This is a genomic window from Thalassococcus sp. (assembly GCF_982780845.1).
Window position 1 is genome coordinate 1 of the sequence record NZ_CEYADA010000002.1, and the last position, 17,292, is coordinate 17,292.

Annotated in this window: 13 protein-coding genes; 3 read left to right on the forward strand and 10 right to left on the reverse strand. The window is 56.6% G+C overall.

Annotation, left to right across the window (positions count from 1 at the left end; all coding sequences use genetic code 11):
• Positions 1 to 148 precede the first annotated feature (148 nt).
• Positions 149 to 2,893: a phosphoenolpyruvate carboxylase gene (locus AC4FIA_RS02235; RefSeq protein ID WP_490364543.1), complete on the reverse strand. Its 2,745-nt coding sequence runs from the start codon at positions 2,891 to 2,893 to the stop codon at positions 149 to 151.
• Positions 2,894 to 3,174: 281 nt separating this feature from the next.
• Between AC4FIA_RS02235 and AC4FIA_RS02240 the strand changes: the two genes are divergently transcribed.
• Positions 3,175 to 4,689 (forward strand): class I adenylate-forming enzyme family protein, encoded by a 1,515-nt coding sequence (locus AC4FIA_RS02240; RefSeq protein ID WP_490364544.1) that lies wholly within the window; start codon positions 3,175 to 3,177, stop codon positions 4,687 to 4,689.
• Positions 4,690 to 4,716: 27 nt separating this feature from the next.
• Positions 4,717 to 5,676: an NAD(P)H-dependent flavin oxidoreductase gene (locus AC4FIA_RS02245; RefSeq protein ID WP_490364545.1), complete on the forward strand. Its 960-nt coding sequence runs from the start codon at positions 4,717 to 4,719 to the stop codon at positions 5,674 to 5,676.
• 22 nt (positions 5,677 to 5,698) lie between these two features.
• Here AC4FIA_RS02245 and AC4FIA_RS02250 read toward each other — a convergent pair whose 3' ends face one another.
• A complete protein-coding gene (locus AC4FIA_RS02250) occupies positions 5,699 to 6,319 on the reverse strand; it encodes a TetR/AcrR family transcriptional regulator (protein ID WP_490364546.1) in 621 nt (206 codons plus the stop codon).
• A 181-nt stretch (positions 6,320 to 6,500) separates the two neighbouring features.
• Between AC4FIA_RS02250 and AC4FIA_RS02255 the strand changes: the two genes are divergently transcribed.
• Positions 6,501 to 7,655 carry an aromatic ring-hydroxylating oxygenase subunit alpha gene (locus AC4FIA_RS02255; protein WP_490364547.1) on the forward strand — a complete coding sequence of 385 codons (1,155 nt, stop codon included), beginning with the start codon at positions 6,501 to 6,503 and terminating at the stop codon, positions 7,653 to 7,655.
• A gap of 52 nt (positions 7,656 to 7,707) precedes the next feature.
• Here the strand turns inward: AC4FIA_RS02255 and gyrB are convergent, their stop codons facing one another.
• The 8 genes from gyrB to mutM form a co-directional block, all read right to left on the reverse strand.
• Complete coding sequence (gene gyrB / locus AC4FIA_RS02260; RefSeq protein ID WP_490364548.1) at positions 7,708 to 10,125, reverse strand: DNA topoisomerase (ATP-hydrolyzing) subunit B; 2,418 nt, start codon at positions 10,123 to 10,125, stop codon at positions 7,708 to 7,710.
• A gap of 127 nt (positions 10,126 to 10,252) precedes the next feature.
• Entirely contained in the window at positions 10,253 to 10,873 is a 621-nt protein-coding gene (locus tag AC4FIA_RS02265; protein WP_490364549.1) for a LysE family translocator, read from the reverse strand.
• 10 nt (positions 10,874 to 10,883) lie between these two features.
• On the reverse strand, positions 10,884 to 11,999 hold the full coding sequence (recF, locus tag AC4FIA_RS02270) for a DNA replication/repair protein RecF (protein ID WP_490364808.1): 1,116 nt from the start codon (positions 11,997 to 11,999) through the stop codon (positions 10,884 to 10,886).
• A gap of 2 nt (positions 12,000 to 12,001) precedes the next feature.
• Positions 12,002 to 13,120 carry a DNA polymerase III subunit beta gene (gene dnaN, locus AC4FIA_RS02275; protein WP_103910815.1) on the reverse strand — a complete coding sequence of 373 codons (1,119 nt, stop codon included), beginning with the start codon at positions 13,118 to 13,120 and terminating at the stop codon, positions 12,002 to 12,004.
• A 156-nt stretch (positions 13,121 to 13,276) separates the two neighbouring features.
• Positions 13,277 to 14,650, reverse strand: a complete 1,374-nt coding sequence (dnaA, locus tag AC4FIA_RS02280; protein WP_490364550.1) for a chromosomal replication initiator protein DnaA — start codon at positions 14,648 to 14,650, stop codon at positions 13,277 to 13,279.
• Positions 14,651 to 15,119: 469 nt separating this feature from the next.
• Positions 15,120 to 15,383 (reverse strand): 30S ribosomal protein S20, encoded by a 264-nt coding sequence (gene rpsT, locus AC4FIA_RS02285; RefSeq protein ID WP_103910813.1) that lies wholly within the window; start codon positions 15,381 to 15,383, stop codon positions 15,120 to 15,122.
• Positions 15,384 to 15,554: 171 nt separating this feature from the next.
• Positions 15,555 to 16,331, reverse strand: coding sequence for an enoyl-CoA hydratase (locus AC4FIA_RS02290; RefSeq protein WP_490364551.1), 777 nt, complete (start codon positions 16,329 to 16,331; stop codon positions 15,555 to 15,557).
• A 65-nt stretch (positions 16,332 to 16,396) separates the two neighbouring features.
• Positions 16,397 to 17,248 (reverse strand): bifunctional DNA-formamidopyrimidine glycosylase/DNA-(apurinic or apyrimidinic site) lyase, encoded by an 852-nt coding sequence (gene mutM, locus AC4FIA_RS02295; protein ID WP_490364552.1) that lies wholly within the window; start codon positions 17,246 to 17,248, stop codon positions 16,397 to 16,399.
• Positions 17,249 to 17,292 lie beyond the last annotated feature (44 nt).

The following is a 17,292-nucleotide window of genomic DNA, read 5'->3' on the forward strand; positions in this document are numbered from 1 at the left end:
TCTCGTCGCGCTGACGACCAAGCTCACCCGTGATCGACGCAAATAGCTCGGGGTCGCTCTCGGATAGCGGGGTGGTGAAGAAATCTGTCGTATCGATTGGTGCTTCGATGTTCATGTCGTGGTCCTTTTCGTAGCGTTTTCGGTTGTGTCAGCCTGTCCATCCAAGCCCGCCAGAAATGACGTGAATGGACATCAACAATGCGTCGACGTCTTCTTTTGCTGCTTGGTCGGCCCCACCCGCGGCGCGAACCTTTGCCAACAGATCGACTTGCAACTGGTGCAGTCCGACCATCTGCGGACGCGCGGCCATCAGTTTGTCGCGGAAGGTGGGAAACCGTTCAGCCAAAGACGTTTCTTCGGTGATCGAGGTGATCATGGCTTGCGTCAGTTTGTGTTCGATCTGAATTTTTTCGAACACGGCGTCGCGCGTGTGGGTATCAGAGACCAAACCGGCATAAAGCGCCGCAATTTCCATGTCAGACTGCAGCAAAAGCTTTTCGCTTTCATCCATGATCAGGCGGAACAGGTTTGATCGTTCATACATCTTGCGAAGCGTGGCCAGACCATGGCGTCCGCGCACATCGATGAAGGCTTCAAGCGCAGACCCGATGCCATACCAACCGGTGATCATGTGGCGGTTCTGGCTCCATGCGAAGACCCACGGGATGGCCCGCAGATCGCCTAGATCGCGCGCCCCTTTTGAAAAGCGTTTGGCTGGACGAGAGCCGATTTTCAGCAGGGCCAGTTCCTCGACCGGACTGGATTCGTAGAAATAATCGAGGAACCCATCGCTGTGGATCAGATCAACGTATTTAAGCTGGGCCAGACCTGACAGCGCCTCGAGCGCCTCTCGGAACTCGGGCGCGTCTGCAGACAGGCGTTTCTGGTTTTCGTGCAGCGTGTGATCAAGCACAGCAGCCGTCAGATATTCCAGATTGGCAAGAGCAGTGCCACGGTTGGCGAATTTGGCCGAAACGATTTCACCCTGTTCCGTGACCCGAAGTTTGCCGTTGACCGTGTCATGGGGTTGGGCGGCAATGGCCCTGCCGGTGGGCGCACCGCCGCGGCTCACTGATCCACCGCGACCGTGGAAAAAGGATAGCTGCACACGATGCCGGTTGGCGACACGGCTTAGCGCGGTCTGGGCCTTGGACAGCTCCCAGTTCGAGGTGAAGAAACCGCCATCTTTGTTGCTGTCGGAATAGCCCAGCATCACCTCTTGGCGATCACCGTTTTCACGGATCGCGCGACGGACGGTACGGTTGCTGAACAGCTGATCCAGAATGTCTGTTGCGGCGCGAAGATCGTCGATTGTTTCAAGCAGGGGCACCACCGCCAAGGCGCTGGTCAATTGCCCCTGCCCCATCCATTTCTCCAGCAGATATACGGCAAGGATATCTTCTGCACTGGTGGTCATGGACAGAATAAAGGTGCCGATCCGGCGTTTGTCGGCGGCGCGTTCTTTCGAGATCAGCGCAAACAGATCAAGCGTTTCGTTCGCCTCATCATCCAAGCCGGTCAGCGCAGAACGGTCAAATTCGGCGGTGTCCGCAAGGGCGGTTTGCAACAGGGTCGACCACTCGGCAGTGCCCGGATCAGGGCATGGGGCGACGTGGCGGGCTTCGAAAACCTGCTTCAGGGTCCGGTTGATCACTGTGGCGTTCTGGCGGATGTCCATGGTGACGCCATGAAAGCCGAACGTCCGAACACGTTGAAGCAAAGGCGTTGTTTTCCGACGGGCATTAGCCTTGGCCCCGCACGTGCGAAGCGCCTGATCCATAACGCTTAGCCAGTCTTCGAATTCACGGGCGGTTTTAAAGGGTTTGACTGCGCTGAAGTCCCCATTATCAGCCGCGATTGTGGCGTCGAGGCGCATCAGCAATGCGGTCGCAAACTGACGGAAGGGTTCTTCGCTATTGCGGTTGCGCGCGGCGTCGGCGGCCGGACCGCAGGTATCCAGCAAGGCGCCAACTTGGGTCAGAAAGGCCTGAGGGACCTGCGACACGTTCAGGCTGATTGACAGGTCACGGCACAGGCTGACCAGGTCAGGCCGGTAGGATTTCAATGCCGTTTCGCGGTAGCGGGACAGGGTCTGTTTGGTGACGACCGGCGTGACGTGGGGGTTGCCATCGCGGTCGCCACCAATCCAGGATGAAAAATGAAGGAACGGGCTGGGCGTCACATCGGGATATTGATGCGCAAGCGCGTTGTTCAATGTGTCGCTGAGTTCAGGGACGCAGTTAAAAAGGACTTCGCGGAAAAAATAGAGACCCCATTCGACCTCTTGTTCGACGGTCGGCTTTTCCAGACGCAGTTCGCCTGTCAGCCACAACAATTCGACTTCGGCCTTAAGGGCATTAAGATAGGACAGCTTTTCGCGCGGCGCCCATGAGCGGCCCAATAGATCGGTCAAACGGCGATAGATGCGGCGGTGGATTTCCAGAACCGTCACACGCTTGGTTTCGGTCGGATGGGCCGTCATTGTGGGGCACACGTCCAGCGCGCCCAGCGCATCGATCAATGTCTTGCGCGGCAATCCATTGGTTTCAGCGCGCGAAATGACCTGTGCGAAAGACCCCGGAATAGTGCGGGACCCGCCGGTTTGTTCAAGGCTGCGCCGAACGCGAACGGTTTCGAATTCGCGGGCAATCGCCAAAAGCTGATGCCACGTGCCCAGCGCTTGAAGGGCCGAAAAGCGTTCGTTCAGCGGTACATCACAGATGCTGCGTTCGCCGGAAAGAACCAAGGACAAATCAGACACGGCGTCCCCCGCGACCTCGGACAGGATGGCCTGCAAAATGTCCCGCGTGCTCTGATCGCTGGCAAGGTCCACTACAAGAGTGTCCTCTGGCGCTTTGCTTTCAGTGATTTGAGCAGAAATCGTGAGGTTCATTTTGCGCGTCCGGAAATCGAATAGTCAGACGTTCATCATTGATAAGAAGTGATTTCGCGCCAGAACCGTCTGTGTAGAAAGCAAGGCCCGAAGGCGGACAATCGCGTTACCCTTTCGGGCAGGTCGCCCTACCCGAGTGGTTTTAAAGCTGTCGGAGGCAGGCGCGTTTCGGGCGAAGCGCATATTGGGGCTTTATCTGATTTATTCGCCAAACGTACCAAAGGGTATTGTTTTGCGCCCCCACCTTCGCTTAGCTTTGAGCCGCGGCGGAGGAGGCTTGCATGACATCGACTGAGTTCTTGGACTGGCGGTCCGTCGAGACCGCTGAAAACCTTGTTGCGCTATTTGAAAAGCGTGCCGAGCAGCACCATGACCGCCTGCTGATCGCAGACGCGTCGATCCGCATGACGTGGGGCGACATGGCATCGGCGTTACGCGGGTTTTCTGCCAAATATGCAGACCGCATTCAGGACAGGGATGTCGCGATATTCATGCGCAACAGTGCATCCTGCCTTGCCGCTTACCTGGGCGTTCTGTTCTCGGGTGGTCGGGCCGCGCTGTTTAATGCAGCCATGCCGAAGGAATCCGGCGCAAGGTTGATGGCCGACTTGAAACCAGCACTGATCATCGCGGATCACGTGCTGGAATTTGCCCCCGATGCTGCCATCATTGATGCGGGCGACGTCAAAACCTGGATGGATGCCAAGGCCACCGCACAGAACCAATGCGGGTCGGGGGATGGACCGTCCACATATTTCTTTTCCGGCGGCACAACCGGCATCCCAAAGCGGATCCTGTATTCGCATCAGCAAATCCTTGCAGCTGGCGCGCGTATGCAGTGCGGCTGGCCGCTTCATGACGGCGAAATCTTTCTGCCGATCGCCCCTTTCAGCCATATCTACGGCTATCTGGCGGGTGTGTGTCTGCCCCTTCAGTGCGGCGGCGGGTCGATTGTGCCCGAAGGGTTCCATCCGGCTGCAGTGCTTGATCAGATCGAGGGCGAGAAGGTCACTGTTCTGGGCGGTGGCCCCCCTGCGATTTACCAAGCACTTATGGCCGATCCCAAACTGGATCAGCGCGATATCAGTTCGCTTCGGGTCTGTCCCGGTGGGGGCGCGTCATTCCCCTTAGAGGTGCATCGACGCTGGAAAGAGCTGACTGGCCTGACGATCTATGAAGGGTACGGAATGACGGAAATGGCTCCGATTTCCGTCAACACCGCCATCAGCGGAAACCGCCCCGGTACTGTGGGGAAACCCATGCCCGATACCTTTGTTGAAATTGTTGATCTGGAAGGCGGCCATCGCGTTTTGCCAACTGGTGAGACCGGCGAAATTCGCATCAAAGGCCCGCATATGATGCGCGGCTATTGTAACAACGAATCCGAAACCGCTCTCGTTCTGCGGGATGGGTGGGTTTACACGGGGGATATTGGGGTGCTTGACGAAGACGGCTTCCTGACGATCACCGACCGCAAGAAAGACATGATCCTGCACAAAGGGTTCAATGTCTTCCCCCGCGAGGTTGAAGAGGCCGTCTTTTCCCACCCTGCCGTCACGGGTGTGAGCGTTGTAGGCGCACCTGACGAACGGGCTGGCGAAGTGGTCGTGGCTTACGTCACCGTCGCGGACGGCAACGAGTTGACAGAAGGCGCGCTGCGCGACGCCTGCAGCCAGTATCTTGTCGGGTACAAAATGCCCGGGCGGATTGAGTTTCTAGATAAATTGCCGCTGACGCCCGCCGGTAAGGTGGACCGCATGGCTTTGCGCCAACGTGCACGGGAAAGCGCCACTTAGGTTCGGCGCGCGAAAATGGATAAGACTATGACTGCAAAAGCCAAAATCGCGGCGCTGAAGGCCCGCCTGCGCGTGCCGTTGATTGCTGCGCCAATGTTTCTGGTGTCGGGCCCCGATCTGGTGATCGCCGCAGCCAAGGCAGGTGTGATTGGTGCGTTTCCGGGCCCCAATGGCCGAACCATCGACGATTTGCGAGCTTGGTTCGAACGCATTCGTGCCGAACTCGGTCCGGGCAAATTGCCTTTTGCCTTCAACATGATCACGCACAACAGCTATGGTCGCTTTGAAGAAGAGTTAGCGCTGGTGAAAGAGTTCCAGCCCGAGATCGTGATCACCGCACTTGGTGGCCCCCATCGTGTGACTGAGGCCGTTCATTCGTATGGCGGCTTGGTCTTTGCCGATGTGAATAGTCCGACCTATGCACGTAAAGCCTTGGACAAAGGCGCCGACGGTCTGGTCTTGGTTTGTGCCGGAGCAGGTGGGCACACTGGTCAATACGCGATGGCGCCGTTTCTGGACGAGGTCCGGCAGTTTTTCGATGGGCCGATTGCCGTCGGCGGCGGGATTTCATCGGGCGCGGCTGTTCTGGCCGTTGAAACGCTGGGCGCTGATTTCGCCTATGTCGGTACGCGGTTTTTGACGGCTGAAGAAAACCTGATTGGCAATGATTATCGCCAGATGGTGATCGATAGCGGGATCGAGGATCTGGTCGCGTCCAAAGCCATCACAGGCGTGCTTGGCGTTTGGATGAAAGCGTCGATTGCGGCGGCTGGCATGGATCTGGATGATATGAAAGCCGAAGCAAAGCTTGATTTTTCAGGCGATATGCACGCGGGCACAAAGGCATGGAAAACCGTGTGGAGCGCGGGGCAAGGGTGCGGTGCAATTGATCGTGTTGAACCCATAGCGGACATCGTGGATCGGTTTGTGCGCGAGTATGAAGAAGCGGGTCGGAGAATGGTGGCTCGGTTCCCAGACAAAGAGTAACGCATTCGTTAGGCGGCGTCCGTTAGCCGTCTATCTTTTCCAGCGTTGTCGTGATCATCAAAGCTTGGGCCGCGAATTCATCGGCGTCCATTTCTGAAAGCGTACCACTCAGGATCGAGTCGCCCATCAGGATGCAATACGCAAGGTAGGCGCGCTTACGCGCTTCGGTGTCGTCAAAGCCCATGTCGGTGAAAAGTCCGGTGATGTAGTCAAAGCGGATTTCATCGACTTCCTTCACAGCTTTGCGGGGCAAATCCGCCCGACGCGACCAATCGCGAATAGACGCTTCGACCTGTGCGGATGCCGGTGAATTGCTGCGGCGGGGCAGTGCAAACAAAAGCTTCATCCTGCTTTTTGGATCGACGCCAGCGCCTGATACTGACCGGATGACATTCAGCGTTGTGCGGCGGCGCCAGTGATCCAGCATCGCCACAAGCAGGTCGCTTCGCGTCGAAAAGTGCCAGTAAAAGCTGCCCTTCGTGACACCCAGCATCTTGCACAAGGCATCAATCTTGATCCCGCGAACGTTGTCGTCTTTTAGAATTTTGATTGCGGCATCCACCCAATCCTCTTCGGACAGCGGGCTTTCTTTGCGTCGCTGTGTCGGCCGCCTGCGGACAATCGTTTTGGTGGGCTCGGTCATTGTTAATCCAGTTCAAACGTCGCGGGACCCTACTGTTTTTCAGACCCAACGTGAAGTCCACGGATGGAGTAGACATGATCAAACAACAAAGAATCCCGATTGAACAGTACCTTTTGGTATTGTAGCAATAATGGGCGGCGCAACGGTATTGTCCAACGCCAGCCGCTGAGGAGGAGACGTCATGACCATCACAACCGAAGAACGCCAGATCATCCGTGAAGTCTTTGACATGGTCGAAAAGAAGACGACCCATATGCTTGAAGATGTGATGCTGAACCCCATCGAGCGGTACAATTCCGCTGACAGGGTTCAAAGCGAGATCGACACACTGTTCCGCAAATTTCCCTTGGTTTTGGGTCATGTGTCCGATTTGGCCGAAGCGGGTGATTTCTTTACCCACGATGCGACGGGTGTTCCGATTCTGGTAACGCGAACGCAGGACGGCGAGGTGAAGGCATTTCTGAATGTCTGCCGCCACCGCGGCGCGCGCGTCGAAAAGGAACCTTGCGGCAAGGCGCGGACGTTCTCGTGCCCCTACCATTCCTGGACGTATGGACTGGACGGCAAACTGCGCGGCATCCCCCAACCCGCCGGTTTTGAAGGCGTAGACCGCTCGGACCTCGGGCTTGTTGAACTACCCGCTTGGGAACGCTTTGGTTTGATCTGGGTGATGCCGTCGGTTCCGGAACACGAGGTCGACATCGATGCGTGGCTTGCACCTATGAAAGAGCAATTGAATGGTCTGGACCTAGGCAACCACTTTGTGTTCCGCAAATGGGAACTGAAGAAGAATATGAACTGGCGCCTGCTGCTTGAGGGGTTTCAGGAAAGCTATCATTTCTGCCATGCGCACCGCGATACGGCCTGTTCTGGCTATCTGGACAATCAAAGCGTCCATCTGAATTTCGGCCCACATGTCCGCCACGCGCTGCCGCAGCCGAACATCGAAGAACTACGTGATAAGCCTGAAGCCGAGTGGGAATACCGCAAGTATTTCATGACGCAGAACTATCTGTTCCCTGCCAATTTTGTGCAGGTTCAGAACGATCACGTCTATATCCACTTTGTGATCCCGACAGGCCCCGATACCTGCATTTTCCAGTGCATGATGCTGATCCCGGAAGAGCCCAAGACAGAAAAAGCCGAGCGCTATTACACCAAGAACTACGATCTAATCCGGATCGTGTTCGAAGAAGATTTTGTGATCGGTGAAGGGATTCAGAAGGGTCTGAAATCCGGAGCAAACACACAGTTCATTTTCGGCAAATATGAATGTGGACTGCACTTTGGCCAGCACGCAATTGATGCTGCGCTGGACGGTAAAATCGCTGTGTGAAGAAGTGGTGTAAGGCAGAGGTCACACCGAACCTCCGCCTTTTCTATCTGCCTTAGAAGTCGAGGTTTTCGACGTTCAGGGCGTTTTGCTGGATGAATTCTCGGCGCGGTTCGACGACGTCGCCCATCAGCTTGGTAAACAGGTCATCCGCTTCGGCCATGTCATCGACACGAACCTGCAGCAGCGTCCGCGCATCGGGGTCCAGCGTGGTTTCCCAAAGCTGATCGGGGTTCATTTCGCCCAGACCTTTGTATCGCTGAAGCTGGTTGCCCTTTTCGCCTTCCTGAAGGATGGCGCGCAGCAGATCGAGCGGACCATTGATAACCTCGCGGCGGTCTTTGCGTTCTAGGACTGCGGGCAGGTTGTAAACCGCCTGCAGGGATTCTGTGAAGCTGCCTGTCTTACGCGCTTCGCCGGAACGCAGCATCGGGCCGTCCAGCGTCCGGACCTCTTCCACACCGCGCAGGATACGCGCCAAACGCATACCTTTGTCCTGTGTGATGCGGCCCATCCAGCCGCGTTCGTATTCCAGCGCGACCAAGTCCAGACGTTTTGCAACCTTGTCAGCAACACCCTGAAGATCGGCATCCACAGCACCCGGAATAAAGGCACCCGCGATGGCGGCCTGTTCCAGAATGTTGCGCGGATAGTGCGTTGGGAAGGCATCGAGAACGCGCTTCAACTGACGCGCCTCTTCAACCACGCGGATCAGATCCTGACCGGTGATTTCTTCACCGTTGCCCTGACGAAGCAGCGCGCCGTCGGTGCCCTGCTGGATCAGATAGTCGTCCATCGCCGCCTGATCCTTGAGGTACACCTCGGACTTGCCGCGGGTCACTTTGTAAAGCGGCGGCTGCGCGATGTAGAGATAGCCGCCCTCAATCAGCTCGGGCATCTGGCGATAGAAGAACGTCAGCAGCAGCGTACGGATGTGCGCACCGTCGACGTCCGCGTCGGTCATGATGACGATCTTGTGGTACCGCAGCTTGTCGATGTTGAATTCGTCACGGCCAATGCCCGTACCCAGCGCCATCACAAGGTTGCCGATTTCCTGAGACCCCAGCATCCGGTCAAACCGCGCGCGTTCGACGTTCAGGATCTTACCTTTCAACGGCAGGATCGCCTGCGTACCACGGTCACGGCCCGTCTGAGCAGAACCACCGGCCGAGTCACCCTCGACCAGAAAGATTTCTGTTTTGGCCGGGTCTTTTTCGGAACAGTCCTTAAGCTTGCCAGCCAAGAAGTTCACGTCCATCGCGGTTTTGCGGCGGGTCAGTTCGCGGGCCTTACGGGCCGCTTCACGCGCCAGTGCGGCTTCGACGATTTTACCGACGATGATCTTGGCTTGGTTCGGGTTTTCTTCGAACCACTCGGCCAGTTTTTCGTTCATCAGGCTTTCGACTGCGGGGCGTACCTCGGAGGATACCAGCTTGTCTTTTGTCTGGCTGCTGAACTTGGGGTCAGGAACCTTCACGGACAGTACGCATGTCAGACCTTCACGGGCGTCGTCGCCTGTGAAGTTGACCTTTTCCTTCTTCGCGATGCCCGAAGACTGCGCGTAATTGTTGATCGTCCGCGTCAGCGCGCCACGGAAACCAGCGATATGGGTACCACCGTCACGCTGCGGGATGTTGTTGGTAAAGGGCAGCACGTTTTCATGGTAGCTGTCGTTCCACCACATCGCGATTTCAACACCGATACCGTCTTTTTCGCCGGTCATGTAAACCGGTTCGGTCATGACAGACTGTTTGGAGCGGTCGAGATACTTCACAAACTCTTTCACGCCGCCTTCGTAGAACAGTTCTGTTTTCAGCGGTTCGGCGGGGCGTTCGTCTTCTAGGATGATGCGCACGCCCGAGTTCAGGAAGGCCAGTTCGCGCAGGCGCTTTTCAAGCGTATGGAAATCGTAATCTACGTTCGAGAACGTGTCGGTCGATGCAAGGAAGCGGACCTCGGTTCCCTTTCGGCCATTGGCGTCGCCGACGACCTCAAGGTGCTTGGCTGTATCGCCACGTTCAAAGCGGGCGTGGTGTTCTTTGCCATTTCGCCAGATGCGCAGATCCAACCAATCGGACAACGCGTTCACAACCGAAACACCCACGCCGTGCAGACCACCCGAAACCTTGTAAGAGTTCGAGTCGAACTTACCGCCGGCGTGCAGCTGGGTCATGATAACCTCGGCGGCGGAAACGCCCTCTTCCGGGTGAATATCGACAGGAATGCCGCGACCGTTGTCGCTGACCGAAACCGAGTTGTCGGCGTGGATTTTGACGGTCACAGCATCGGCGTGACCGGCCAGCGCCTCGTCAATTCCGTTATCGACGACTTCGTAGACCATGTGGTGCAAGCCCGAGCCATCGTCGGTGTCACCGATGTACATACCGGGACGCTTGCGAACAGCTTCTAAGCCCTTGAGAACTTTAATGGAATCTGCGCCATATTCTTCGGGGTTCTGCGCGCTCTCAGCCATATGGTTTTTCCTTGTTTTTCTCGGGCAATTTATAGCGATCCGAAACCGGAATGTCACGCAGATGACACTATATTCTGTGGGTTAGAATCAGTTTCCGCCAAATCCTGTCCCGCTGCCCGTGCGGGGCTTACGTGAAGGGAATGAATAGCCCGACGGCGATCATCAAACTACCAGCTGTCAGGTTTGTGCGCCGCAATGCTTTTGGTGATGTCATCAAGCGTTTCACGCGGTCCACAAACAGCGCAAGGATCAGGTTTCCGACCAAGGGAACAGCGGCGGACAGGGCGGCAATGGCAACCATATCCGGCCATTGCAGACTGGGCAGATCGAAGAACCCCGGGAGCATGCCCATGTAGAACAGGATCGCCTTGGGATTGCCGATGATCACAGCCAACCCCGCCAAAAACCCCGCCCACATGCCGGGTCGTGTCAGACGGCTATCGCTTGATATCTGTTTGTCGGCGTTTTTGATGATCAGATAGCCCATCAACAGGAATGTCAGGCAGGCAACCCACTTCATGAACAGCAGAAAGCCGGAAAAGACCGAGACAATCCATGTCACGCCAAGGATGGCCAGGAACGGCCAAAGCACGTCACCTACAACAACACCCAAGGCCAACGGCCACGCCGCATGAAACCCGCCGGACATTGACCGCGCCAGCAGGGCAACCCAGACAGGTCCGGGGGTCAGGAACAGGATGAACAATGCGCCCGCATAAAGCGCGAGTTCTGTTGCGGTGATGGTCATGTCGGATGGCCTACGATGAAAGCGCGATTTGCTTGGTGCAGCTTTGCCCGTCTTGTTCGGTGACTTCAATATACTGCGCGCGCTGGCCCAGTTCCTCGAACAATTCGACACCCGTACCTGTCATCCACGCCTGCGCTCCTAGCGCAGTTATTTCGTCGTAAAGCGCTGCACGTCTTCCGCCATCAAGATGGGCCGCAACCTCATCCAACAACAGGATGGGCGCTGCGCCGAAATCTTTGGCAATCGCGCGGGCGTTGGCAAGGATCAGGGAAATCAACAACGCCTTCTGTTCGCCAGTCGAACAGTCAGAGGCCGGCACGCCCTTGGCCTGAAAAACGCCGTACAGATCGGCGCGATGCGGCCCGATCAGCGTTCGTCCCGCCATGACGTCGCGCGGACGGCCATCGGCCAAGGCCTGCGCCAAGGTCTCTTCTGTTTCAGGCATGTCGCCATCGGCTTGGGTCAGGGTCAGATCCGCGCTTGGGAAGCTGGTTTCAGCGTTTTCTTGCGACTCTGCCAGAGCCTTCAGCGCAGCAATCCGGTTGGCGTGGATGACAGCACCCGTGCGCGCCATCTGCGCCTCGAGCGCGCGATACCAGACGGGATCACGCACCTGATCCTTCAACAGCCTGTTCCGGTCGCGCATGGCCTTTTCGTAGTTCAGCGTCGCTTCGGCGTGCTCAGGAAAGAAACTAAGCGTCATGCGGTCCAGAAACCGCCTGCGTCCCTCGGCCCCTTCGATCCACAAGCGGTCCATGCTGGGGACAAGCCACAAAACCCGCGCGATGCGGCCCAGTGCGACCTGTGAGGCTGGTTTATCATTCACCCGAACCGTGCGCGGATTGCCGTTTTCAGACTGAAACGCGATTTCGTTGACACCATCGGGCGCGGTCAGAATGCCTGACACCTTCCAGCCCAGTGCCTCGGGCCGTCGTGTCATGGTCTCTGCCGACGCGCGACGCATCCCGCGACCGGGGGAAAACAGCGACACCGCCTCAAGCAAGTTGGTTTTGCCCGCGCCATTCGGTCCGAAGATCGCGATAGGGCGGCTATCAACGTCAATTTCCGCCCGCTTATGCGAACGGAAATGAGACAGATTTAACGATTGTAGGTGAAGGCCTGACAGGGTCACACACGCATCGGCATGACGACGTAAACCGCCGATGTGTCATTGCCTTCGCGCATCAGGGTCGGATCGCCGGACGAGTTGAACAGGAAAACGGCGTTTTCGCGATCAACCTGACTTGCGATTTCCAAGAGGTATTTGGCGTTGAAACCAATCTCGAGGCGCTCATCGCCATAGGCTACAGCCAGCTCTTCTTCCGCAGCGCCGCTATCGGGGGCATTCACCGACAGAACCAGGCGGTCTTCGTCCAACTGCAGCTTAACAGCGCGCGAACGCTCCGAGCTGACGGTCGCCACACGGTCAACCGCCTTGGCAAAGTCCGCTGCGTCCACTTCCAGACGGCGTGTGTTGCTGGTCGGAATAACGCGTGTGTAATCGGGGAACGTGCCGTCGATCACTTTGGACGTCAGGGTGATGTCCGGTGTTGCAAAGCGAACTTTGGTCTCGGACACCGAAACCGCGATGTCCATATCGTCGTCATCCAGCAGCTTGCGCAGTTCGCCCACGGTTTTACGGGGCACGATGACGCCCGGCATATCTTCGGCGCCGGCAGGCACAGTCGCGTCGATGCGGGCCAGACGGTGACCATCGGTTGCCACGCAACGCAGCATGCGGCCGTCTTCTGCCTCGGCGACGTGCATGTAGACACCGTTCAGATAGTAACGTGTTTCTTCGGTCGAAATCGCAAACTTTGCCTTATCGAACAGCCGGCGCAGGACGGATGCCTTGGCGCTGAAGTTCGCCGAGTATTCCGACGACGCCATGACAGGGAAGTCTTCCTTGGGCAGCGTCGCGAGCGAGAAGTTGGAACGGCCCGCTTCGACTGTCAGGCGGCCGGATGCGCCATCTTCTGTCAGCGTAACCAGCGCACCATCGGGCAGCTTGCGCACGATTTCATGCAGCATGACGGCAGACACGGTCGTTGCGCCGGCCTTTTCGACCTGCGCGGGCGCCTTATCAACAACTTCGATATCCAGATCGGTGGCACGGAACATAACCGTGTCGCCTTCGGCTTCGATCAGCACGTTAGCGAGGATCGGAATGGTGTTTCTCCGCTCGACGACGGACTGCGCCTGACTCACGGCCTTAAGCAGTGTCGCGCGTTCCATGCTGAATTTCATCGCTTATCCCTCCGAAGGGCTGGATGGCGCAGGATTCAACAGTCGGATGGCGCGCCCCAGCTAAGTTGTTTCTGTTTTGTCCAATGGAATGACGGAGGCGTCAAGGCCAGCGGGCCGCTAAGAAGCAGCCCGAGACAAGATTGTGGTGGTTGGGAATCACTCTTCGAGCGTTCTGCGCAGAATTTCGAGGTCTTCTGCGATTTGTCCGTCCTGTATTTTCAGCTCTTCGATGCGGCGCACACCGTGCATGACGGTCGTGTGGTCGCGCCCACCGAATTTGCGGCCGATTTCCGGAAGCGAACGGCTGGTCAGCTGTTTGCACAAATACATGGCAACCTGACGCGGGCGCGCAAAGGTACGAACCCGTTTGGGGCCAACCATTTCGCTCAGGCGGATATTGTAGTGTTCGGCAACGCGACGCTGGATTTCCTCGATCGAGACCTTGCGCTCGGACGCGCGAAGAACGTCGGCCAGACATTCCTGCGTCAGGTCGATGTTGATTTCACGCCCAACAAGCGACGCGAAAGCGAACAGACGGGTCAGGGCACCTTCCAGAACGCGCACGTTGGTCGAAATGCGGTGCGCAAGGAATTCAAGAACACGGGGATCGATTTCAAGGTTCGGATAGATCGCGCGCTGGGCTTCGACCTTGGACTGCAGAATGCCAAGACGCAGTTCGTAATCGGTCGGGTGCAGGTCAACGACCAGACCGGACTGCAGACGCGAGCGGATGCGGTTTTCCAGATCCTTGATTTCATCCGGCGCGCGGTCGGCAGAAATGATGATCTGTTTGTTCTGATCCACAAGTGCGTTGAACGTGTGGAAGAATTCTTCTTGTGTGCTGTCCTTACCGGCGATGAACTGCACGTCATCGACCATAAGAACGTCGACCGAACGGAAGATGGATTTAAAATCCATCATACGGCGGTCGCGCAGCGCCTGAACAAAGCGGTACATGAACTGTTCGGCAGACAGATAAAGGACATTCAGGTTAGGCTGGCGTGTGCGCAGTTCCCACGCAATCGCGTGCATCAGGTGCGTTTTACCAAGACCAACGCCACCATACAGGAACAGCGGGTTGAAAGTGACGGGGCCACCTTCGGCCACACGGCGGGCAGCGGCGTGCGCCAGTTCGTTCGGTTTGCCGACAACGAAGGTGTCAAAGGTAAAGCGTTTATCAAGCGGCGCACCGGGCAGCAGATCGGATGCAGAAGATTGCTGTTGGACGGGTTCAGGAACCTCGGCCGCCATTTGGGGCGTACGAGGTGCTTTAACGGCTTCGCGCGCATCGACATCGGTCTTGAAGTGAATGCGACGCACGGACGGATTTACCGAAGCGATCTGCGACAGCAGCATATCGCCGTAGTTCTGGGACACATACGTGCCGAAGAAATTCGTGGGTGCTTGGAAAATTGCTACGCCGGATTCCGCGCCTTCGTAGTTCAGGGGTTCGATCCAAACCTTGTAGTTGTTTTGCCCGATCGTCTTGCAAATATCATTTTGGAGAGCACCCCATTGATCCCGTGTCATAAATTTCCCGCTTCGCTTTCCCGTCGTCAGTTAACCAGCCACGCGCAGAACGCGACCAGCGCGGTCACCCTTCATTCGGGAACAAAAAGCCTCGCGCGTCCCGGATGGGACACGTGACATATGATGACGCACAACAATAAGGCGTCCGGTTCCCGATTCCGGACAAATTTTACTGTCTGCGCCATGCGCTTCTTTTGGACCGGCGGAGGCAAGCTCCTGATTTCATGCACTAATTTGCACATGAACAGCGTTAACAAAGATCAAAAACGGATCCCTGCGCTCCCTGTCCCCCCAGCGAAAAGTGACTCGCTGACGGCAAGTTAGCAACCTGCTGCGAGGCGCTTCAACAGAAACTACTTGTTGACTCGCAGTTTCTGGAAAAAGAATCTCTTGGTCAAAAAATTCGTGGCAAAAAAACAAAAAAGCGCCGCTCGAAAGCGACGCTTTTTAATCTTTCGTTAAACTTGGTTTACGCCAGAGCTTTAACGCGAGCGGCCAGACGCGACAGTTTGCGGGACGCTGTGTTTTTGTGGAAAACGCCTTTGGTGACGCCGCGCATCAGTTCGGGCTGAGCTGCCTTCAGAGCGGCTGCTGCTGCGTCTTTGTCGCCGGATGCGATTGCTTCTTCAACCTTGCGGATGAATGTACGGATGCGCGAACGGCGCGCCGTGTTGATGTCATTACGCTTTTCGTTCTGACGTGCGCGTTTCTTGGACTGTACCGAGTTTGCCATGTGATCGTTTCCTAGGTTCGTATTCTATTCTGTCTAAGCGCAACTGACGCCGACGCCGGATATGAACCACCGGATCGATTCTTGCCTAAGCGGGCATCACGCGCATGTATTGAGCGGCGTATAGGCGAAAACACCTATCCTGCCAACCCGATTCTTTTCTTAGCTTTGGCCTTATTTGTCGCGGAACTGCGGCGTGCGCTTTTCCAGGAAAGCAGCCATGCCTTCTTTCTGGTCTTCTGTCGCGAAAAGCGAATGGAACATGCGCCGTTCGATCAGCAGACCCTCAGCCAGTGTGGTTTCATAAGCGCGGTTAACCGCCTCTTTTACCACCATCGAAGCCATCATGGATTTCTCGGCAATTTTCGCCGCAGCACCTTGGGCCTCTTCCATCAGGGATTTGGCCGGAACAACGCGGCTGACAAGACCCGAGCGCTCGGCTTCTTCCGCGTCCATGAAGCGACCGGTCAGGTGCATATCCATGGATTTGGATTTGCCCACAAAGCGGGTCAGGCGCTGTGTGCCACCGATACCGGCAACGACACCAAGGTTGATTTCCGGCTGACCGAATTTCGCGTTATCCGCAGCAATGATGAAGTCGCACATCATCGCCAGTTCGCAACCACCGCCCAGCGCGTAACCCGCGACAGCAGCAATGATCGGCTTGCGCACCTTGGTCACCGCTTCAGATTCGGCACCAAAGAAATCGGACATGAACATTTCAACGAAAGTCTTTTCCGACATTTCCTTGATGTCCGCGCCTGCAGCAAAAGCCTTGGCCGAACCGGTCAGAATAATGCAGCGGACCTTTTCGTTCTGATCGGCATCTTTCAACGCCTCTGCCAATTCACCAAGAAGTTGCGAATTCAATGCGTTCAGCGCTTCGGGGCGATTCAGCTTGATCGTAGCAACGTGGTCTTCGACTTCGACGATGATCGTTTCAAAGGCCATGTAAGAACTCGTTTTTTGTTTCGGTCAGGTTCCGAGTCATTATCACGCCGGTCACTTGGATCAAGTTATCTTTGACATTGCGGACAGTAGAAACTGGACCGACCAGATTGAACGATCCGCGCGATCGTTCCATCGCATCCAGCGCGGCGGCACGGGTCGCCTTCGCGGCCATAAACATCAAAACTGTGCTGAAAATATCCAAGCTCTCCATCGGCTTGGCGGAAATCTTTCAAACTGGATCCGCCCGCGGCAATCGCATCCGTCAGCACATCGCGAATGACCGGCACCAGTCCGTTTATCCGCGCCTTGGACAGATTCGCCGCCTTTCGCGCTGGGTGAATTCTGCAACGGTAAAGCGCTTCGCACACATAGATGTTGCCTAATCCCGCGACGTTTTTCTGATCCAGAAGCGCAGACTTGATCGGCGTTTTCCGATCCTTCAGGCGCTCGTACAAATACGATTCGTCAAATGTGTTCCCTAGCGGTTCGGGGCCCAGAACGGTCAGAAGCGGATGTTCAGCCTGTTTTGCGGTTTCCATCAGATCCATCGCACCAAACCGGCGTGGATCGTTGAATGTGATCCGCGCGCCATTTTCCATGTCAAAAACCACATGATCGTGCTTTTGCGCAGGCTGATGATCGTGGACGAATTGCCCCAACGGATCGCCCGTCACCAACATCCGCCCTGACATGCCCAGATGAATAAGCAGCGTTTCGCCCGTGCTTAGGTCCGCAAGAATATATTTGGACCTGCGCCGAAGCTGCAAAACCGAGGCTCCGGTCAGTCGCTCTGCCATCCTTTCGGGAAAGGGCCAGCGTAAATCCGGACGGTTCACAGAAGCTTTGGCGATCACGGCGCCCTCCATTGCGGGCGCCAATCCACGTCGGACGGTCTCAACTTCGGGTAACTCAGGCATGATGTCGCGGTCCTTGGGTAGCGGGGCGCATTGTATCGGCGCTC